The 15,782-nt window shown below is 75.2% G+C and carries 11 protein-coding genes; 9 read left to right on the forward strand and 2 right to left on the reverse strand.

Going from position 1 to position 15,782, the window contains the following annotated elements:
• The first annotated feature begins 39 nt into the window (after window positions 1-39).
• The 7 genes from ACFQ6N_RS04125 to ACFQ6N_RS04155 all read left to right on the forward strand — a co-directional run bounded on the left by ACFQ6N_RS04125 (window position 40) and on the right by ACFQ6N_RS04155 (window position 12,267).
• Window positions 40-1,485, forward strand: coding sequence for a PLP-dependent aminotransferase family protein (locus ACFQ6N_RS04125; protein ID WP_380646716.1), 1,446 nt, complete (start codon window positions 40-42; stop codon window positions 1,483-1,485).
• The gene (gene dpgA, locus ACFQ6N_RS04130; RefSeq protein ID WP_380646717.1) at window positions 1,482-2,594 is read left to right on the forward strand and encodes a 3,5-dihydroxyphenylacetyl-CoA synthase DpgA; all 1,113 of its coding nucleotides are present in this window, start codon (window positions 1,482-1,484) and stop codon (window positions 2,592-2,594) included. Before ACFQ6N_RS04125 ends, dpgA begins: the two co-directional genes overlap by 4 nt.
• Before the next feature lie 64 nt (window positions 2,595-2,658).
• Window positions 2,659-3,342: an enoyl-CoA-hydratase DpgB gene (gene dpgB, locus ACFQ6N_RS04135; RefSeq protein ID WP_380646718.1), complete on the forward strand. Its 684-nt coding sequence runs from the start codon at window positions 2,659-2,661 to the stop codon at window positions 3,340-3,342.
• Window positions 3,339-4,706 (forward strand): (3,5-dihydroxyphenyl)acetyl-CoA 1,2-dioxygenase DpgC, encoded by a 1,368-nt coding sequence (dpgC, locus tag ACFQ6N_RS04140; protein WP_380646719.1) that lies wholly within the window; start codon window positions 3,339-3,341, stop codon window positions 4,704-4,706. Before dpgB ends, dpgC begins: the two co-directional genes overlap by 4 nt.
• 72 nt (window positions 4,707-4,778) lie before the next feature.
• The gene (locus tag ACFQ6N_RS04145; protein ID WP_380646721.1) at window positions 4,779-5,039 is read left to right on the forward strand and encodes an MbtH family protein; all 261 of its coding nucleotides are present in this window, start codon (window positions 4,779-4,781) and stop codon (window positions 5,037-5,039) included.
• Window positions 5,036-7,183: an ABC transporter transmembrane domain-containing protein gene (locus ACFQ6N_RS04150; protein ID WP_380646722.1), complete on the forward strand. Its 2,148-nt coding sequence runs from the start codon at window positions 5,036-5,038 to the stop codon at window positions 7,181-7,183. The genes ACFQ6N_RS04145 and ACFQ6N_RS04150 overlap by 4 nt, the downstream gene beginning before the upstream one ends.
• A complete protein-coding gene (locus tag ACFQ6N_RS04155; protein ID WP_380646723.1) occupies window positions 7,183-12,267 on the forward strand; it encodes an amino acid adenylation domain-containing protein in 5,085 nt (1,694 codons plus the stop codon). Before ACFQ6N_RS04150 ends, ACFQ6N_RS04155 begins: the two co-directional genes overlap by 1 nt.
• Window positions 12,268-12,310: 43 nt before the next feature.
• On the opposite strand, the gene dpgD is transcribed toward ACFQ6N_RS04155, so the two are convergent.
• The gene (gene dpgD / locus ACFQ6N_RS04160) at window positions 12,311-13,132 is read right to left on the reverse strand and encodes an enoyl-CoA-hydratase DpgD (protein ID WP_380646724.1); all 822 of its coding nucleotides are present in this window, start codon (window positions 13,130-13,132) and stop codon (window positions 12,311-12,313) included.
• Between the two features lie 93 nt (window positions 13,133-13,225).
• Window positions 13,226-13,780 carry a MarR family winged helix-turn-helix transcriptional regulator gene (locus ACFQ6N_RS04165; protein WP_380646726.1) on the reverse strand — a complete coding sequence of 185 codons (555 nt, stop codon included), beginning with the start codon at window positions 13,778-13,780 and terminating at the stop codon, window positions 13,226-13,228.
• A 73-nt stretch (window positions 13,781-13,853) separates the two neighbouring features.
• Here ACFQ6N_RS04165 and ACFQ6N_RS04170 point away from each other — a divergent pair, with 73 nt between their 5' ends.
• Complete coding sequence (locus tag ACFQ6N_RS04170) at window positions 13,854-15,113, forward strand: MFS transporter (protein WP_380646727.1); 1,260 nt, start codon at window positions 13,854-13,856, stop codon at window positions 15,111-15,113.
• A 79-nt stretch (window positions 15,114-15,192) separates the two neighbouring features.
• Window positions 15,193-15,576 (forward strand): VOC family protein, encoded by a 384-nt coding sequence (locus ACFQ6N_RS04175; RefSeq protein ID WP_380646728.1) that lies wholly within the window; start codon window positions 15,193-15,195, stop codon window positions 15,574-15,576.
• The last annotated feature ends 206 nt before the right edge of the window (window positions 15,577-15,782 follow it).

Here is a 15,782-nt window from a genome sequence, read left to right on the forward strand (position 1 = left end):
GTGCCCGAACTCCGGCTCGTCCACGGAAAGGCGGGCATCATGGTGCTCGATTCGGCAACGCTGCACTCCAGCGTCGAGGACCCGGTCCTCGACCGGATGAACTTCCTGAACGAGATCACGTCCACCTACCCGGACGCGGTGTCCTTCGCCCCGGGGCGCCCCTATGACGGCTTCTTCGAGGTCGAGGAGGTCCACACCCACCTGCGCCGGTACGCGGCGTACCTGGGGAGCCGGGGCGCGGGGCCGGCCGAAGTGCGCAGCGGCTTCTACCAGTACGGGCCGGCGGCGGGGCAGATCCGGGAGCTGATCGCGTACTCGCTGCGCCAGGAGGAGGGCTTCGAGGCCGCCCCCGAGTCGATCGTGGTCACCGTCGGTGCGCAGGAGGCGATGTTCCTCACGCTGCGCACGCTGTTCGCCACGCCCGAGGACGTGCTGCTCCTCGTCACCCCGTGCTACGTGGGCATCATCGGGGCCGCGCGGCTGCTCGACATCCCGGTGGTCGCGGTGCCCGAGCGCGACGGGCGGCTGGTCGTGGCGGACCTCGACGCGGCCGTGCGGGCGCAGCGCGCCGCGGGCCGCCGGCCGAGGGCGGTCTACGTGGTGCCGGACCACGCCAATCCCACCGGGTCGACGCTGGACCTGCCGACCCGCACCGCGCTGCTCGAACTGGCCGAACGCCAGGGGCTGTTGGTCCTGGAGGACAGTCCCTACCGGCTCAGCGGGCCCGGGCCGCGCCACCCCATGCTCAAGGCGCTCGACCGGTCGAGGAGCGTGATCCAGCTCGGCACCTACTCCAAGACGCTGTTCCCCGGCGCGAGGGTCGGCTACGTCGTGGCCGACCAGGAGGTGCGCGACCGCTCGGGCCGGATCCGGCTGCTCGCGGACGACCTGGCGAAGGTCAAGAGCATGGTCACGGTCAACACGTCCTCGCTCAGCCAGGCGGCCGCGGCGGGCGCGCTGCTCGCCGCGGACGGCCGGCTCTCCACCCTCAACGCCAGGGCCGCCGAGCACTACCGCCGCAGCATGGCCGAGACGCTCGCCCAGCTCGACCGGCGGCTGCCCGAGCGGCGGCGCCGGGAGCTCGGGGTCGACTGGAACCGCCCCGACGGCGGCTTCTTCCTCACCCTGCGTACCGGATTCCGCACCGGGACGGCGGCGTTGGAGCGCTCGGCCCGCGACTTCGGCGTGATCTGGACGCCGATGGAGTTCTTCCATCCGCACGGCGGGGGCGAGCGGGACATCCGGCTGTCCATCAGCTACCTGACGCCCGCCGAGGTCACCGAGGGCGTCGGACGGCTCGCCCGGTTCGTGGAGGCGAGCGGCGGCGGGAGCCCCAACGGCACGGAGCACCACGACAGGAAGCACGACGACAGAAAGCACGACGGCAGGGAGCACCAGGACAGGGAGCACCACGACCGGACACCCCACATCGATACGCACAGCGACAAAACGCACGTCACCGGAACGGAGAGTGACGCACCATGACCACGGCCCTGGACCGAGCACCGACCACCACGGCCCCACGCATCCTGGGCGTGGGCACCGCCGTGCCACCCGAGCACTATTCGCAGGAGGAACTGCTCGACCTGTTCGGGATCACCGACCGGAGGGTGCGGTCCGTCTTCCTGATGGGCTCCATCCGGCAGCGCTCGCTGGTGCTGCCCCCGGCCGCGCCCGACGGCACCCGGATCCGGGAGAGCCAGGGCGACCTCCTGGACAAGCACAAGGCCTGGGCGGTGAGCCTGGGCTCGGACGCGCTGGCACTGTGCCTCAAGCGGATCGGCGCCGACCTGTCCGAAGTGGCGTACCTGTGCTGCGTGACCTCGACGGGCTTCCTCACCCCGGGCCTGAGCGCGCTGCTGATCCGCGAACTCGGCCTGGACTGGCACACCGGGCGGGCCGACATCGTCGGCATGGGCTGCAACGCCGGGCTCAACGCGCTCGGCGTCGTCGGCAACTGGGCCGCCGCCAACCCGGGCCGGCTGGCCGTGATGGTCTGCGCGGAGGCCTGCTCCGCCGCGTACACGATGGACGCCACGATGCGGACGGCCGTGGTCAACAGCCTGTTCGGCGACGGCGCCGCGGCGGTCGCGGTGATGGCCGACCCGGACGGCGACGGATCGTCCCAGGACGGCGACGGGCCCGACCGGGACGGCCCCCGGATCCTGAAGACCGCGGGCGTCACCGTCATCGACGCCATCGACGCCATGCGCTACGACTGGGACCGCGACCAGGGCCGCTTCAGCTTCTTCCTGGACCGGCAGATCCCCTACGTGGTCGGCGCGCACGTGGAGGGCGTCATCGACCGGCTGCTCGCCGACACCCCGCTGCACCGCGACGACATCGCGCACTGGCTGGTGCACTCCGGCGGCAAGAAGGTCATCGACGCGGTCGCCGTCAACCTCGGGCTGACCCGCCACGACCTGCGGCACACCATCACCGTGCTGCGCGACTTCGGCAACGTCTCCAGCGGCTCGTTCCTGTTCTCCTACGACCGGCTGCTGAAGGAGGGCGTGGTCCGCCGCGGCGACTACGGGGTGCTCATGGCCATGGGGCCGGGGTCCGCCATCGAGTCCGCCCTCATCCAGTGGTGACCGTCCGGTGGTGACCGTCCGGCAGCGACCCGACACCAGGGTGACCCGACGCAAGGAGCACACCATGTCCGTCAACACCCTCTCCGGAGGCCCCGCGCTGCGCGTGGACGGCCGCCGGGAGATCTCGGCCGAACTGGCCGACGCCGTCTCGGCCCTGTGCGAGGAGGCGGAGTCCTCCGGAGCCGACCTCGCGACCCTGTACGTCTCCGGCGCGCCGACCCGCGAGGCGGTGGCGAAGGTCGCCGACGTGGCCGTCGTCACGAAGTGGGAGCGGGCCGTGCGCCGCTTCGAGCGGATCCGGCTGCCCACGCTGGCGGTGGCCCGCGGGGAGTGCGGCGGTGCCGCGCTGGACCTGCTGCTGGCGGCCGACGTCCGGGTGGCCGCGCCGGACCTGCGGCTGCTCCCGTCCTTCCACGGGCCGGACGTCTGGCCGGGCATGGCCGCCTTCCGGCTGGTCCAGCAGCTCGGACTGGCCGGGGCGCGCCGTACGGTGCTCTTCGGGGTGCCGATCACCGCGCGCGAGGCCCTGGAGCGGCGCCTGGTGGACCAGGTGAGCCGGGACCCCCTGCGGACCGCGGCCGCCGCCGCCCGGCTGCTGCGCCGCCTGTCCGGCCCGGAACTCGCGATCCGCCGCCAACTGGCCTTCGACGCCGAGTGGATGAGCTTCGAGGACGCGCTCGGCCCGCACCTGGCCGCCTGCGACCGCGCACTGCGGCGGGCCCGGCCGGCGGACGGGGTGACGGCGTGAGCACCCCGAACGGGCAGGCGCCGACGGCCCAGGCACCCACTGCCCAAGCGCTCACCGCACAGGCACCCACCGCACAGGCACAGGCCCAGGCGCACCCGCCGGCACGGACCGCGGACGCGCTCGACCGGGCGGCCCGGCTGCTCCCGCCGTTCCCCGAACCCGGCCCCCGCACCCCCGAGGAGCGCGCCCGGGCCGAGCAGGCGCTGGAGGCCGCCCGCACCGAGCGCACCGCCTTCCTGGACCGCCACGCCGAACAGCTCTACGACCGGCTCACCGCGGGCCGCGCCCGCCGCCCCCGGCTGGACGCCCTGGTGGCGGGCACCGCGTCCGCCGTGCCCGGCCTGGTGCCCACGCCCGAACAGCTGCGGGCGGAACGGGCCGGGCCGGTCCCGGAGCGCCTCGGCTACGAGATCGACCTGGGCGTCTTCCTGCGCGGCCTGCTGCGCTGCCCGTCCGCCGGCGGCCACCTGCTGGACTCCATGCTCCGGCCCACCGACCGCGCGCTCGGCCTGCTCGGGGAGTTCCGGGCCACCGGGCTGGTCCGGATGGCGACCACCCGGCTGGAGCGGCACGACGGGACGGCCCGGATCACCATGTGCGCCGGGGACCGCCTCAACGCCGAGGACGAGCAGCAGGTCGACGACATGGAGACGGCGGTCGACCTCGCCCTGCTGGACCCGCAGTGCGGGATCGGGCTCATCCGGGGCGGCGAGATGACGCACCCGCGCTACGCGGGCCGCCGGGTGTTCAGCGCCGGGATCGACCTCAAGCGCCTGCACGCGGGCGAGATCACGCTGGTCGGCTTCCTGCTGCGCCGCGAACTCGGCTACCTCCGGAAGCTGCTGCTCGGCCTGCGCACCGACCGGCCGTCCTGGCGCTACCCGTTCACCGACATGCCGTGGGTGGCGGCGGTGGACGGCTTCGCGATCGGCGGCGGCATGCAGCTGCTGCTCGCGGTGGACCACGTGCTCGCGGCCTCCGACGCCTATCTGAGCCTGCCGGCCGCCCAGGAGGGGATCGTCCCCGGCGCGGCGGACTTCCGCCTCCCCCCGGTGACCGGCCCCCGGCTGGCCCGGCAGATCATCCTCGGCGGCCGGCGGGTGCGGGCCACCGACCCGGAGGCCCGCACGCTGGTCGACGAGGTCGTCGACCCGGCGGACCTCGACCGGGCCGTCGAACACGCCCTGGACCTGCTGCACGACCCGGCCGTCACCGCCAACCGCCGCATGGTGAACCTCGCCCTCGAACCGGCGGACGGCTTCCGCGCGTACATGGCCGAGTTCGCGGTCCAGCAGGCGCTGCGCATCCACGCGGCGGACGTGCTCGGCAAGGCCGGCCGCTTCACGGCCCGGCCGCCCGGCTGACGCCCCGTCGGACGGGCCTGACCAGCCTGACCAGCCTCCCGACCATCCGCAGAACCACCCGAGGAGACCGAGATGACGACCAACCCCTTCGACGACCCGGACGCCCGCTACCTCGTGCTGGTCAACCCGCGCGGCCAGTACTCCCTGTGGCCCGCGTTCGCGCAGGTCCCGACCGGGTGGCGGATCGCCTACGGCCAGGGCGCCCGCGACGAGTGCCTGGCGTACGTCGACCGCGTCTGGACCGACCAGCGGCCGCCGGGCACGGTCACGGTCCCGGCGGCGGACGGGAGAGGGATCCCGGCAGCGGACGGGACGGAGGTCGCCGCGCCATGAGCGGCCCGGGCCCGCTGATCACCGTACGGGCCACCGCGGGCGACGGGGCGCAGCCCGCCCGGGGCCAGGTCACACCCGGCACCGCCCGTCGGATCCGGCCCTACCTGCGGCCGTACCGCCGGCAGATCGCCGCGCTGCTGAGCCTGACGGTGGTCGACGCCGTCATCACCGTCTCCACACCGCTGCTGTTCAAGGTGCTCATCGACCACGGCATCCTGCCCCGGGACCGGGGCGTAGTGGTGGGCGCCGCCGTCGCGGTGGCGGGCCTGGCGCTGCTCCAGGCGCTGGTGGGCTTCCTGGTCAGCCGCAGTTCGGCGCGGATCGGCGAGGGGCTCGTCTACGACCTGCGCACCCAGGTCTTCCGGCACGTGCAGCGCCAGCCGCTGGCGTTCTTCACCCGGACGCAGACCGGTTCGCTGGTGAGCCGGCTCAACACCGACGTGATGGAGGCCCAGCAGGCGGTGACCGTCCTGCTGTCCAACGTGCTGTCGAGCCTGCTGGTGCTCGGCCTGGTGATCGCGACGATCTTCTACCTGTCCTGGGTCGTCGGCCTGGTCGTCCTGGTCACGGTGCCGCTGTTCGTCCTGCCGGGCCGCGTGGTCGGCCGCCGGCTCCAGCGCAACCTGCGCACATCGATGCAACTGGACGCCGAGCTGGGCTCGTTCATGCAGGAGCGGTTCAACGTGGCCGGCGCGCTGCTGGTCAAGCTGTACGGCCGGGCGCAGGGCGAGGACCGGCGGTTCGCCGCGACGGCGGCGCGGGTCAGGGACGTCGGCGTCGTCACCTCCGTCTACGGGCGGATGCTGCTGGTGACGGTGACGCTGCTGGCGTCGCTGGCCACGGCGGTGGTCTACGGCGTCGGCGGCGTGCTGGCGGTCGACGGGGCCATCCAGATCGGCACGCTGGTGGCCCTGGCCACCCTGCTGGCCCGGCTGTTCGGCCCGATCAACCAGCTCTCCAACCTCCAGTCGAACTACCTGACCGCGCTCGTCTCCTTCGACCGGCTGTTCGAGGTCCTGGACCTCAAGCCGCTGATCGTGGAGCGGCCCGACCCGGTCGCGCTGCCCGCCGCCGACCCGGCCCGGGCCCCGGAGGTCGAGTTCGAGGACGTCTCGTTCCGCTACCCGTCGGCGAAGGAGGTCTCCCTCGCCTCGCTGGAGACGCTGTCGCTGCGGGCCCCGGAGCACTCCGACGACACCCCGGCGCTGCGCGGGGTGAGCTTCCGCGCCCCGGCGGGCCGGCTGACCGCGCTCGTCGGGCCGTCCGGCGCGGGCAAGACCACGATCAGCCAGCTGGTGGCCCGGATGTACGAGCCCACCGAGGGCACCGTGCGGATCGGCGGCCACGACGTGCGCGACCTGAGCCTGGACTCGCTGCACGACACCGTCGGCATGGTGACCCAGGAGGCGCACATGTTCCACGACACCATCCGCGCCAACCTGCTCTACGCCAAGCCGGACGCCACCGAGGAGGAACTGGTCGAGGCCTGCGAGGCCGCGCAGGTCCGGGACCTGGTCGAGGCGCTCCCCGACGGCCTCGACACCGTCGTGGGCGACCGCGGCTACCGCTTCTCCGGCGGTGAGAAGCAGCGCCTGTCGATCGCCCGGCTGCTGCTCAGGAAGCCGTCCGTGGTCGTGCTCGACGAGGCGACGGCGCACCTGGACTCGGAGTCCGAGGCGGCCCTCCAGAAGGCGCTGTGGACCGCCCTGGCCGGGCGCACCGCCCTGGTGATCGCGCACCGGCTGTCCACGATCCGCGAGGCCGACCAGATCCTCGTGCTCAAGGACGGGCACGTGGTCGAACGCGGCCGGCACACCGACCTCGTCGGCGCCGGCGGCCTGTACGCGGAGCTCTACCGCACCCAGTTCGCCGACCCGCCCGCACCCCGCCCGGAAGCCGGGCAGGACCCGGGAGCGGAGCCGCACCCGGCGAACGGCTACGGCGGACTGCCCCCGCTGCCGCGCGGCGGCGGGCCCCTGCACCGGCTGCCGCCGCCCCAGAGCGCGGGCCCCGACGGGCCCGACCGGCCCGGACCGCCCGACGAACCCGACCGCCCAGACCGACCCGCACGGCCCGGCGAACCCGGCCGATCCGACGAACCCGACCGACCCGCACGGCCCGGCCGACCCGAACGGAGAGCATGATGACCCAGCTGACGGTCGAGGACGTGTGGCCGCTGTCCCCGCTCCAGGAGGGACTGCTGTTCCACTCCTCGTACGACCAGGACGCGCCCCGGGACGTCTACGTGGGCCAGCGGATCCTCAACCTCGACGGCGACCTGCGGCCCGAAGTCCTCCAGGCCTCCTGGCAGGCGCTGCTGGAGCGGCACGCGAGCCTGCGGGCCGCGTTCCGCGCCCGCTCGGGCGGCGACACCGTCCAGGTGATCGCCAAGGGCGTGCGGATCCCGTGGACGCAGGCCGACCTCAGCGCGCTGGGCGCCGAGGAGGCCGAGGAGCGGGCCCGGCACCTGGCCGAGGTCGACGCGCGGCGCTTCGACCTCGGCATGCCGCCGCTGCTGCGCGTCCTGCTGCTGCGCGCCGGTCCCGGCCGCCACCGCATGGTGGTGACGATGCACCACATCCTGATGGACGGCTGGTCACTGCCGATCCTGTTCCACGAGCTGTGGGAGGTCTACGGCAACGGCGGCGACCCCTCGGTGCTCCCGGCGGTGCCGCAGTACCGCGACTACCTGGCCTGGCTGGTGCGCCGGGACACCGACGCCGCGCGCGAGGCCTGGCGGGCCATGCTGGCCGGGGCCGACGGCCCCACCCTGGTGGGCCCGGAGAACGGCGGCGGCCCGCCGGTGATACTCCGGCACGTGGTCGACCGGGCCGGCGACGGACTCGCCGACCGGCTGCGGGAGACGGCCCGCACCTCCGGCGTCACCCTCAACCGGGTCTTCCAGGTCGCCTGGGCGCTGCTGGTCGGCAAGCTGTCCGGCCGGCTGGACACCGTCTTCGGCGCGACCGTCTCCGGCCGCCCCGCCGAGGTGGCGCAGGCGGACCGGATGGTCGGGCTGTTCATCAACACCGTGCCCGTGCGCGTGCGGCTGGACGCGGCCCTGCCGTTCCGCCAGGCCATGGCGGCGCTCCAGGACCAGCAGGCCGCCCTGCTCGACCACCAGCAGCTGAGCCTTCCCGAGATCCGGCGCGCCTGCGGTCCCGGTGCGGTCTTCGACACCCTGATGGTCTTCCAGAACTATCCGCGCGGACCGATGGCGGCGCCGTCGGCCCCCGGCGCGGAACCGCCCGACGGGCAGGCCGGGGCGGCCGGGCCCGGCGCTCCCCCGCCGCCGCCCCCGCCGCCGGGCGAGGGACTGGGCGGCACGGCGCTGCGCAGCGGGGAGCAGGGCGGCGGCCCGCTGCCGGCGGCACCGCCGGGGCCGCCCGGCCCGATGCCGGGCGACGGGCGGGGCCCCGACGGGCCGGGCTCCGACGGACCAGGGCAGGGGCAGGGCCCGGGGCAGGGCCCGGCCGGCCTGCGGGTCTCGGCCGGCGGCGGCGAGGAGGCCGCCCACTACCCGCTGACCATCGTGATCACCCCGACCGACGACATCGAGGTCCGGCTGGACTACCGGCCCGACGTGTTCGACGAGCCCACCGCCCGCGCCCTCGTCGACCGGATGCTCCTGGTACTGCGCCAGGTCGCGGACGACCCCGACGTACCGCTGGGACGACTGGACGTACTGACCGGCGAGGAACGGCACGACCTGGACGGATCGGGCGGCGACCGGACCCGCCGCGAGCTGCCCGACGCGACGCTCGCCGAACTCCTCGCGCGGCAGGCGCGCCGCACCCCCGAGGCCGTGGCCGTGGTCGCCGGGGACACCGAGCTGACCTACGCCGAACTGGACCGCCGCGCCGACCGGCTGGCGCACCGGCTGGCCCGGCACGGCGCCGGCCCCGAACGCCTGGTGGGCCTGGTGGCCGAACGCTCGCCCGAGCTGGTCACCGCGCTGCTCGCGGTGGTGAAGGCCGGCGCGGCGTACCTGCCGATGGACGGCAGGCACCCGGCCGCCCGGCTCGCCGCGGTGGCGGCGGAGGCGGGCGCGGCCGTCGTCCTGGTCGACGGGCCGAACGCGCGGCGCGGCCTGGCCGACGAGGCCCTGTTCGCCCCCGCCGAGGTGCTGCGCCTCGAACCCGCCGACGGGACCGACGCCGACGGGCCCGGGGCGTTCCCCCCGGTGCGGGTGGAGCCGGACAACCTCATGTACGTCATCTACACCTCGGGTTCCACCGGCCTGCCGAAGGGCGTCGCGGTGAGCTACGGCAGCGTCCTGGCGTTCTGCCTCGACGCGTGCTGGTCGGACGAGGTCCTGGAACGGGTGCTGGTGCAGGCCAACCACGCCTTCGACGCCTCCACCCACGAGATCTGGACGACGCTGCTGCACGGCGGCCGGCTGGTGCTGGTGCCCCCCGGCGACATCGACACCGTCGAGCGCGGCCGGCTGATCGCGGCCCAGAAGGTGACCGGCGTGCACGCCACGGCCGGGCACTTCCGGGTGCTCGCCGAACAGGCCGCGCACATCTTCGGCGGTGTGCGCGAGGTGTCCACCGGCGGCGACGTGGTCTCCGCGCACGCCGTCCGGACGCTGCTGCGCGCCCACCCCGGCATGGTGGTGCGCACCACCTACGGCCCGACCGAGTCCACGGCCTTCGCCACCCAGCTGGCCTTCACCGACCCGGACGCGGTGCCCGACTCGGTGCCGCTCGGCCGGCCGATGGACAGCACCCGGGTGTTCGTCCTGGACGCGTTCCTCCGGCCCGTGCCGGTCGGCATGACGGGCGAGCTCTACCTCGCCGGGGCCGGGCTGGCCCGCGGCTACCTCGGCCGCGCCGCCCTCACCGCGGAGCGCTTCGTCGCCTGCCCCTTCCCCGCCGAGGGCGAGCCCGAGGGCGCGCGGATGTACCGCACCGGCGACCTCGCCCAGTGGAGCCGGGACGGACAGCTGCTGTTCCTCGGCCGGGTCGACGAACAGCTCAAGATCCGCGGGTTCCGCGTCGAGCCGGCCGAGATCGAGGCCGTGCTCGCCGCGCACCCGGACGTCGCCCAGGCGCTCGTGGTCGCGTTCGAGGACGGGACCGGCCACAAGCGGCTGGCCGGGTACGTCGTGCCGCCCAACGGCGGGCGGGCGAACGGCGTGCCGCCCAACGGCGGGCGGGCCAACGGCGGGCGGGCCGACGGCGGGCGGGCCAACGGCGCTCCCGCCGACGGCGGGCGGGCGAACGGAGGCCCGTCCGACGGCGGCCACGGGCCCGATCCGCAGGCGCTGGTGGACTACCTCGCCGGGAAGCTGCCCGACTACCTGGTCCCGGCCTCGGTGACCGTGCTCGACGCGCTGCCGGTGACGGCGAACGGCAAGGTCGACCGGGCCGGGCTGCCGCGGCCCGTCTTCTCCGGCTCGGCGTCGGGCCGCGAGCCCGCCACCGACACGGAGGAGCTGCTGTGCCGGCTCTTCGCGGAGGTGCTGAACCTGGAACGGGTCGGCGCGGAGGACTCCTTCTTCGTGCTCGGCGGCGACTCGATCACCTCGATGCTGCTGGCGGGCCGGGCCCGCAAGGCCGGCCTGGCGCTCACCCCGCGCCAGGTCTTCGAGCTGCGCACCCCGGCGGAGCTCGCCCGGGTGGCCGAGCCGATCGAGGACACCGGGGCGGAGCGTCCCGAGGACGTCCCCTGGGGCCCGGTCCCGCTGACCCCGGTGATGCACGAGACCGCGGCCCGGACGGGCTCGGCGGCGCTCGCGGGCAACCAGTCGATGGTGCTGACCGCCCCGCCCGGCCTGACCACCGGACAGCTGGCCGCGGTGCTCCAGGCGGTCGTCGACCGGCACGACGTGCTGCGGGCGCGGCTGGCGGAGGCCGACGGACAGCTGGTCGTCCCCGAGCCGCAGGCGTCCCCGGCGGTCGCCGCGACGGACCTGGTCACCCGGGTCGAGGCGGCCGGACTCGACGGGGCGCGGCTGACCGCCCTGATCGACGCGCAGGCCGCCGCCGCCGAGGCCGCGCTCGCCCCGCAGGACGGCGTGATGGTGCGGGCCGTACTCCTCGACCGAGGCCCCGGGCGGCCCGGGCTCGTCCTGCTGACCGCCCACCACCTGGTGATCGACGGCGTCTCCTGGCGGGTGCTGATGCCCGATCTGGCCCTGGCCCACGCGGCCCTGGCCGCCGGGGGCCCCGAGGCCGCGCGGGAGGCGGTCGCCGCCGAGCCGACCTCGTTCCGCCGCTGGGCGGGCGCCCTGGCGGAGCGGGCCAGGGCGCAGCAGACCGTGGCCGAGCTGCCCGCCTGGCGGCGGGTGGTCGACCGGGTCGAGCCCCCGCTCGCCGGCCGGCCGCTCGACCCGCGCACCGACACCGTGGGCAAGGGCCTGTCCCGGGCCGAGCTGACCGTCCCGCCGCACATCGCCGGGCCGCTGCTGGCGGCCCTGCCCGCCGCCTACCACGCCGGGGTCGACGACGTGCTGCTGTCCGGGCTGACCGCGGCGCTCGACGAGTGGCTGCGGGCGCGCGACGGGCGGGCCCCCGACGGCTTCCTGATCGACCGGGAGGCGCACGGCCGGGTCCCGCTGTCCGAGGACATGGACCTGACCCGGACCGTCGGCTGGTTCACCTCCGTCCACCCGGTGTGGCTGGAGGCCGGCCCGGTCGACACGGCCGAGGTCCGGGCGGGCGGCGCGGACGCCGCGCGGCTGATCAAGCGGGTCAAGGAGCAGCTGCGGCAGGGGCCGGGCGACGGCCTCGGCTACGGCCTGCTCAGGTACGTGAACCCGGCCACCCGTACGGTGCTGGAACCCTTCGCGGCGCCGCAGATCGGGTTCAACTACCTGGGCCGCTTCGGCGGTCCGGCCAGGGAGCCGGGCGCCCCCGGGTCCGCCGCGCCCCGGGGCGCCGACGGCCCGCGCCCGTGGACCCCGGCCGACGAGCACCCGGCGCCCGACGGCGGTGTCGACCCCTCGACGCCGCTGCGGCACGTACTGGAGATCAACGGCGCGGCCCGGGACCTGCCCGAGGGCCCCGAACTGGGCTTCGTCCTGGAGTCGCCCGCCGGGCTGCTCGGCGCGGCGGAGCTCGGCGACCTCGCCGAACGCTGGCGGGCCGTGCTCGACGGCCTGGTCCGGCACGCCGCCGAGGGCCCCGGCGGCCACACCCCGTCGGACTTCTCGCTGATCTCGCTGGGCCAGGAGGACATCGACGAGTTCGAGTCCGCCTTCGGCGGCACGGAGAACGACTGAGAGCGGCCCCGGCGGCAGGGCGGGCGACCCGGGGCCCGGCGGCTCAGCGCCCGCGCCACACCGGCGGGCGCTTCTCCGCGAAGGCGCGCGGCCCCTCCCGCGCGTCCTCGCTGACCCGGCGGACCCGCTCCCACCGGTAGCGGGTGGTGAACGCCCGCTCCAGCGGCAGGTCCAGCGAGCGCAGCACGGCCTCCTTCAGGGCTCGCTGCGACAGCGGCGCGCAGCGCAGCAGGTCCGCCGTCCACCGCTCGACGCACTCGTCCAGCCGCTCGTCCGGCACGACCTCGTTGACCAGCCCGAAGGCCAGCGCCTCGGCCGCCGACATCCGGCGGCCCGTCAGCAGGTAGCCCATCGCGGCCTTGAGCGGGATCTGCCGGGCCAGCCGGAAGGCGCCGCCCGCACCCGGGACGAGGCCGAGGCCCGCTTCGGGCAGGGCGAAGACGGCGCTCTGCGCGGCGACCACCAGGTCGCAGGCGAGGACGAGTTCGAAGCCGCCGCCGAGCGCGTAGCCCCGGACGCGTGCCAGCACCGGCTTGGACAGGGAGAAGCGCTCGGTCAGGCGCGGCCAGCCCGGCAGGCCCTTGGAGCCGAAGGTCGTCGGCGGGGTGCCCTCGCGGTCGAGCCGGGCCCGCTCCCGGAGGTCCTGGCCGACCGAGAAGGCACGGTCGCCCGCGCCGGTCAGCACGACCAGCCGTACCTGGTCGTCGCGCTCGACCTCGTCCCAGACCGCGCCCAGTTCCTCGTGCGTCCGCAGGTCCATCGCGTTGAGCACCTCGGGCCGGTTCAGCGTCACGCGTGCGACGTGCCCGGCCCGCTCGTAGAGCACGGGCCGCTGCGCCGCGGCTGCCTCCTGCACGGGGTCCACGCGGCCAGGCTACCGGCGGGCCCGGGCCGTCCCCGGCAGGCCGGCGCGCGGGTCCGCGGGGTCCTGCGGCGGGGGTTCAGCCGTCCGGTGTGGTCAGCCGTCCAGTGCGGCCAGCAGGTCGCGCAGCAGGCCGTTGAGCTCGGCGGACCGCTCGGGGCCGAGGGCGTCCACGGCGTGGCGCTGGACGGCGACCCCGGCGGCCACCGCCGCGTCCACGGTGGACCGGCCCTCGGGGGTGAGGCCGATCCGCAGGCCGCGGCGGTCGTTCGGGTCGGGGGATCGGGTGACCAGGCCGGCCCGCTCCAGCTTGTCCAGGCGGCCGGTCATGCCGCCGGTGGTCAGCATCAGGGTGGCGGCCAGTTCGCGCGGCGCGAGGGAGTACGGCTCGCCGGAGCGGCGCAGGGTGGCCAGGACGTCGAACTCGCCGCGTCCGATGCCGAACGGGGCGTACGCGCGCTCCATCCGCTCGCCCATGGCCCGGGAGAGCCGGTAGATCCGCCCGAAGGCCTCCATCGCGTGCAGGCTCTGCGCGAGGTCGGGCCGCTCCAGGCGCCACTGGGCGGTGATCGCGTCCACCGGGTCGGGGCCGGTGCCGAGCGGGTCGGCGGCCGTGCCGAGCGGGTCGGGGGCGTCGGTGCTGCTGGTCATGGGTTCAGTGTGGCACAGGATTACTTGCCAGAAAGTAGCTTGACTCTCATTTGCTTAGTAGTAAGTTACTTGCATGCTTTCGAAAAGGAGCCCGGGCTTCCCCGGCGAACGCAACCTGATGGCCGCCCTGGCCATCGACGCCCTCGGCAACGGCATGTACGTGCCGTTCAGCCTGGTCTTCTTCCGCCACGTCACCGGCCTGCCGCTGGCCGTCATCGGCCTGGTCCTCACCGTCACCGGCCTGCTCGCGATGGTCGCGCTGCCCCTGGTCGGCACCGCCGTCGACCGGTTCGGCGCCCGCCGGACGCAGATCGCCCTGCACCTGGTCCGGGCCGCCGGGTTCGCCGTCTACCCCTTCGCCTCGACGCTGCCCGCCTTCGTCGCCGTCACCCTGGTCACCGCCGTGGCGACCCGCGGCTACCCGGCCGTCCAGCAGGCCAGGATCGGCGAACTCGCCTCCGGCACCGGCCTGGAGCGCATCAACGCCCTCGGCCGCAGCCTCGCCAACGCCGGCCTCGGCGCGGGCAGCCTGCTCGCCGCCCTGCTGGTCGGCCTGGCCGGGGACGGCGGCTACACCGTCGCGGCCCTGCTCAACGCCGCCAGCTTCGTGGCCGCCGCCGCCCTGGTCCGCCGCGTCCCCGACCCTCGCCCCGAAGCCGTCGACGGCACCGTCCGCGGCGGCGCCGGGCGGATCGGCTACCGGGCGGTCCTGGCCGACCGGCCGTTCCTCGGCCTGGCCACCGCCAACCTGCTGATCTCCCTCGGCTACGCCTCGCTCGCGGTGCTGCTCCCGGTGTACGTGACGGGCGTCCTGCACGCCTCCGCCTCGCTGGCCGGCCTCGCCTTCGCCGTCAACACCGTGCTGTGCGCCGCCCTCGGCGTCCCCGCCGGGCTCGCCGTCCGCCGGTTCACCACCCGCAACCGGGCCGCCGCCACCGGTGCCGCGCTGTTCGCCGCCGGATTCCTCGCCCAGGCCCTGCTGGTGCCCGCCACCGGCCGCTTCACCACCGCCGCGCTGATGGCCGTGGTGGTCGTCGTCACCCTCGGCGAGATCGTCCACAACCCCGCCGCCTCGGCGCTGGTCACCGCCACCGCCCCCGCCGCCGTCCGCGGCCGCTACCTGGCCGCCTACCAGCTCTCCTGGTCGCTCTCCGCGGCCCTGGCCCCCTCGCTGCTCACCGGCCTGCTGGCCCTCGACAGCCGGCTGCCCTGGCTGGCCCTGGCCGCCACCGCCCTGGCCGGCGGCGCCCTCCTGCTCGGCCTCGAACGCCGGCTCCCCGCCCTCGCCGTCCGCCCGGAACCGCAGCGCACCGACCTCACCACCGCCGCCTGAACCACGCGGGCGCCGGGCCCTCCGGGCGCGGCGCACAAACCGGTGGCCCCCGGTGCGGGGATCGGGGAGACTCGCGCGCATGGTCTCGGTATTGCAGAACGTGGCGATCGACTGTGCGGATGCCTATGAGCTGGCCCGGTTCTGGAGCGGGGTGACCGGCCGTCCGCTGCACCCGGAGGACCGGCCGGGCTCCCGGGAGACGGAGGTGCAGCTGGCGGAGGGCCCGGTGCTGTACTTCAACCAGGTGTCCGAGCCCAAGACGGTCAAGAACCGGGTCCACCTGTGCCTGCGCCCCGACATCTCGCGCGACCAGGAGGTGGACCGCCTGCTGGGGCTCGGCGCCACCCTGGTCTCCGACCTCCGCGACCCCGACGGCTCGGGCTGGGCGGTCCTCGCCGACCCCGAGGGCAACGAGTTCTGCGTCCTGCGCAGCGCCGCCGAACGCTCCGCCACCGATTCCTGACACCCGGGCAGGTACGCCCCGCACCCCCGCACCCCCGCACCCCCGCACCCCCGCACCCCCGCACCCCCGCACCCCCGCACCCCCGCACCAATGATCAGTCCGTAGGATCAGATTCTGACCGTAGATATGCAGAATCCGGTCGGCATTCACCCCATCGGGGAGTGGTGCTGTTCGATTTCCGAGGTGAATGATTCATCTCGCCCAGC

The sequence above is a fragment of the Kitasatospora sp. NPDC056446 genome (genome assembly GCF_042796115.1).
Classification (GTDB): Bacteria; Actinomycetota; Actinomycetes; order Streptomycetales; family Streptomycetaceae; genus Kitasatospora.

Bases quoted from the DNA above. Each gene is read 5' to 3' on its own strand.
- ACFQ6N_RS04125 (WP_380646716.1), top strand. From the start codon at position 40: ATGGTGCTCGATTCGGCAACGCTGCACTCCAGCGTCGAGGACCCGGTC.
- dpgA (WP_380646717.1), top strand. From the start codon at position 1,482: ATGACCACGGCCCTGGACCGAGCACCGACCACCACGGCCCCACGCATC.
- dpgB (WP_380646718.1), top strand. From the start codon at position 2,659: ATGTCCGTCAACACCCTCTCCGGAGGCCCCGCGCTGCGCGTGGACGGC.
- ACFQ6N_RS04145 (WP_380646721.1), top strand. From the start codon at position 4,779: ATGACGACCAACCCCTTCGACGACCCGGACGCCCGCTACCTCGTGCTG.
- ACFQ6N_RS04150 (WP_380646722.1), top strand. From the start codon at position 5,036: ATGAGCGGCCCGGGCCCGCTGATCACCGTACGGGCCACCGCGGGCGAC.
- ACFQ6N_RS04155 (WP_380646723.1), top strand. From the start codon at position 7,183: ATGACCCAGCTGACGGTCGAGGACGTGTGGCCGCTGTCCCCGCTCCAG.
- ACFQ6N_RS04165 (WP_380646726.1), bottom strand. From the start codon at position 13,780: ATGACCAGCAGCACCGACGCCCCCGACCCGCTCGGCACGGCCGCCGAC.
- ACFQ6N_RS04170 (WP_380646727.1), top strand. From the start codon at position 13,854: ATGCTTTCGAAAAGGAGCCCGGGCTTCCCCGGCGAACGCAACCTGATG.
- ACFQ6N_RS04175 (WP_380646728.1), top strand. From the start codon at position 15,193: ATGGTCTCGGTATTGCAGAACGTGGCGATCGACTGTGCGGATGCCTAT.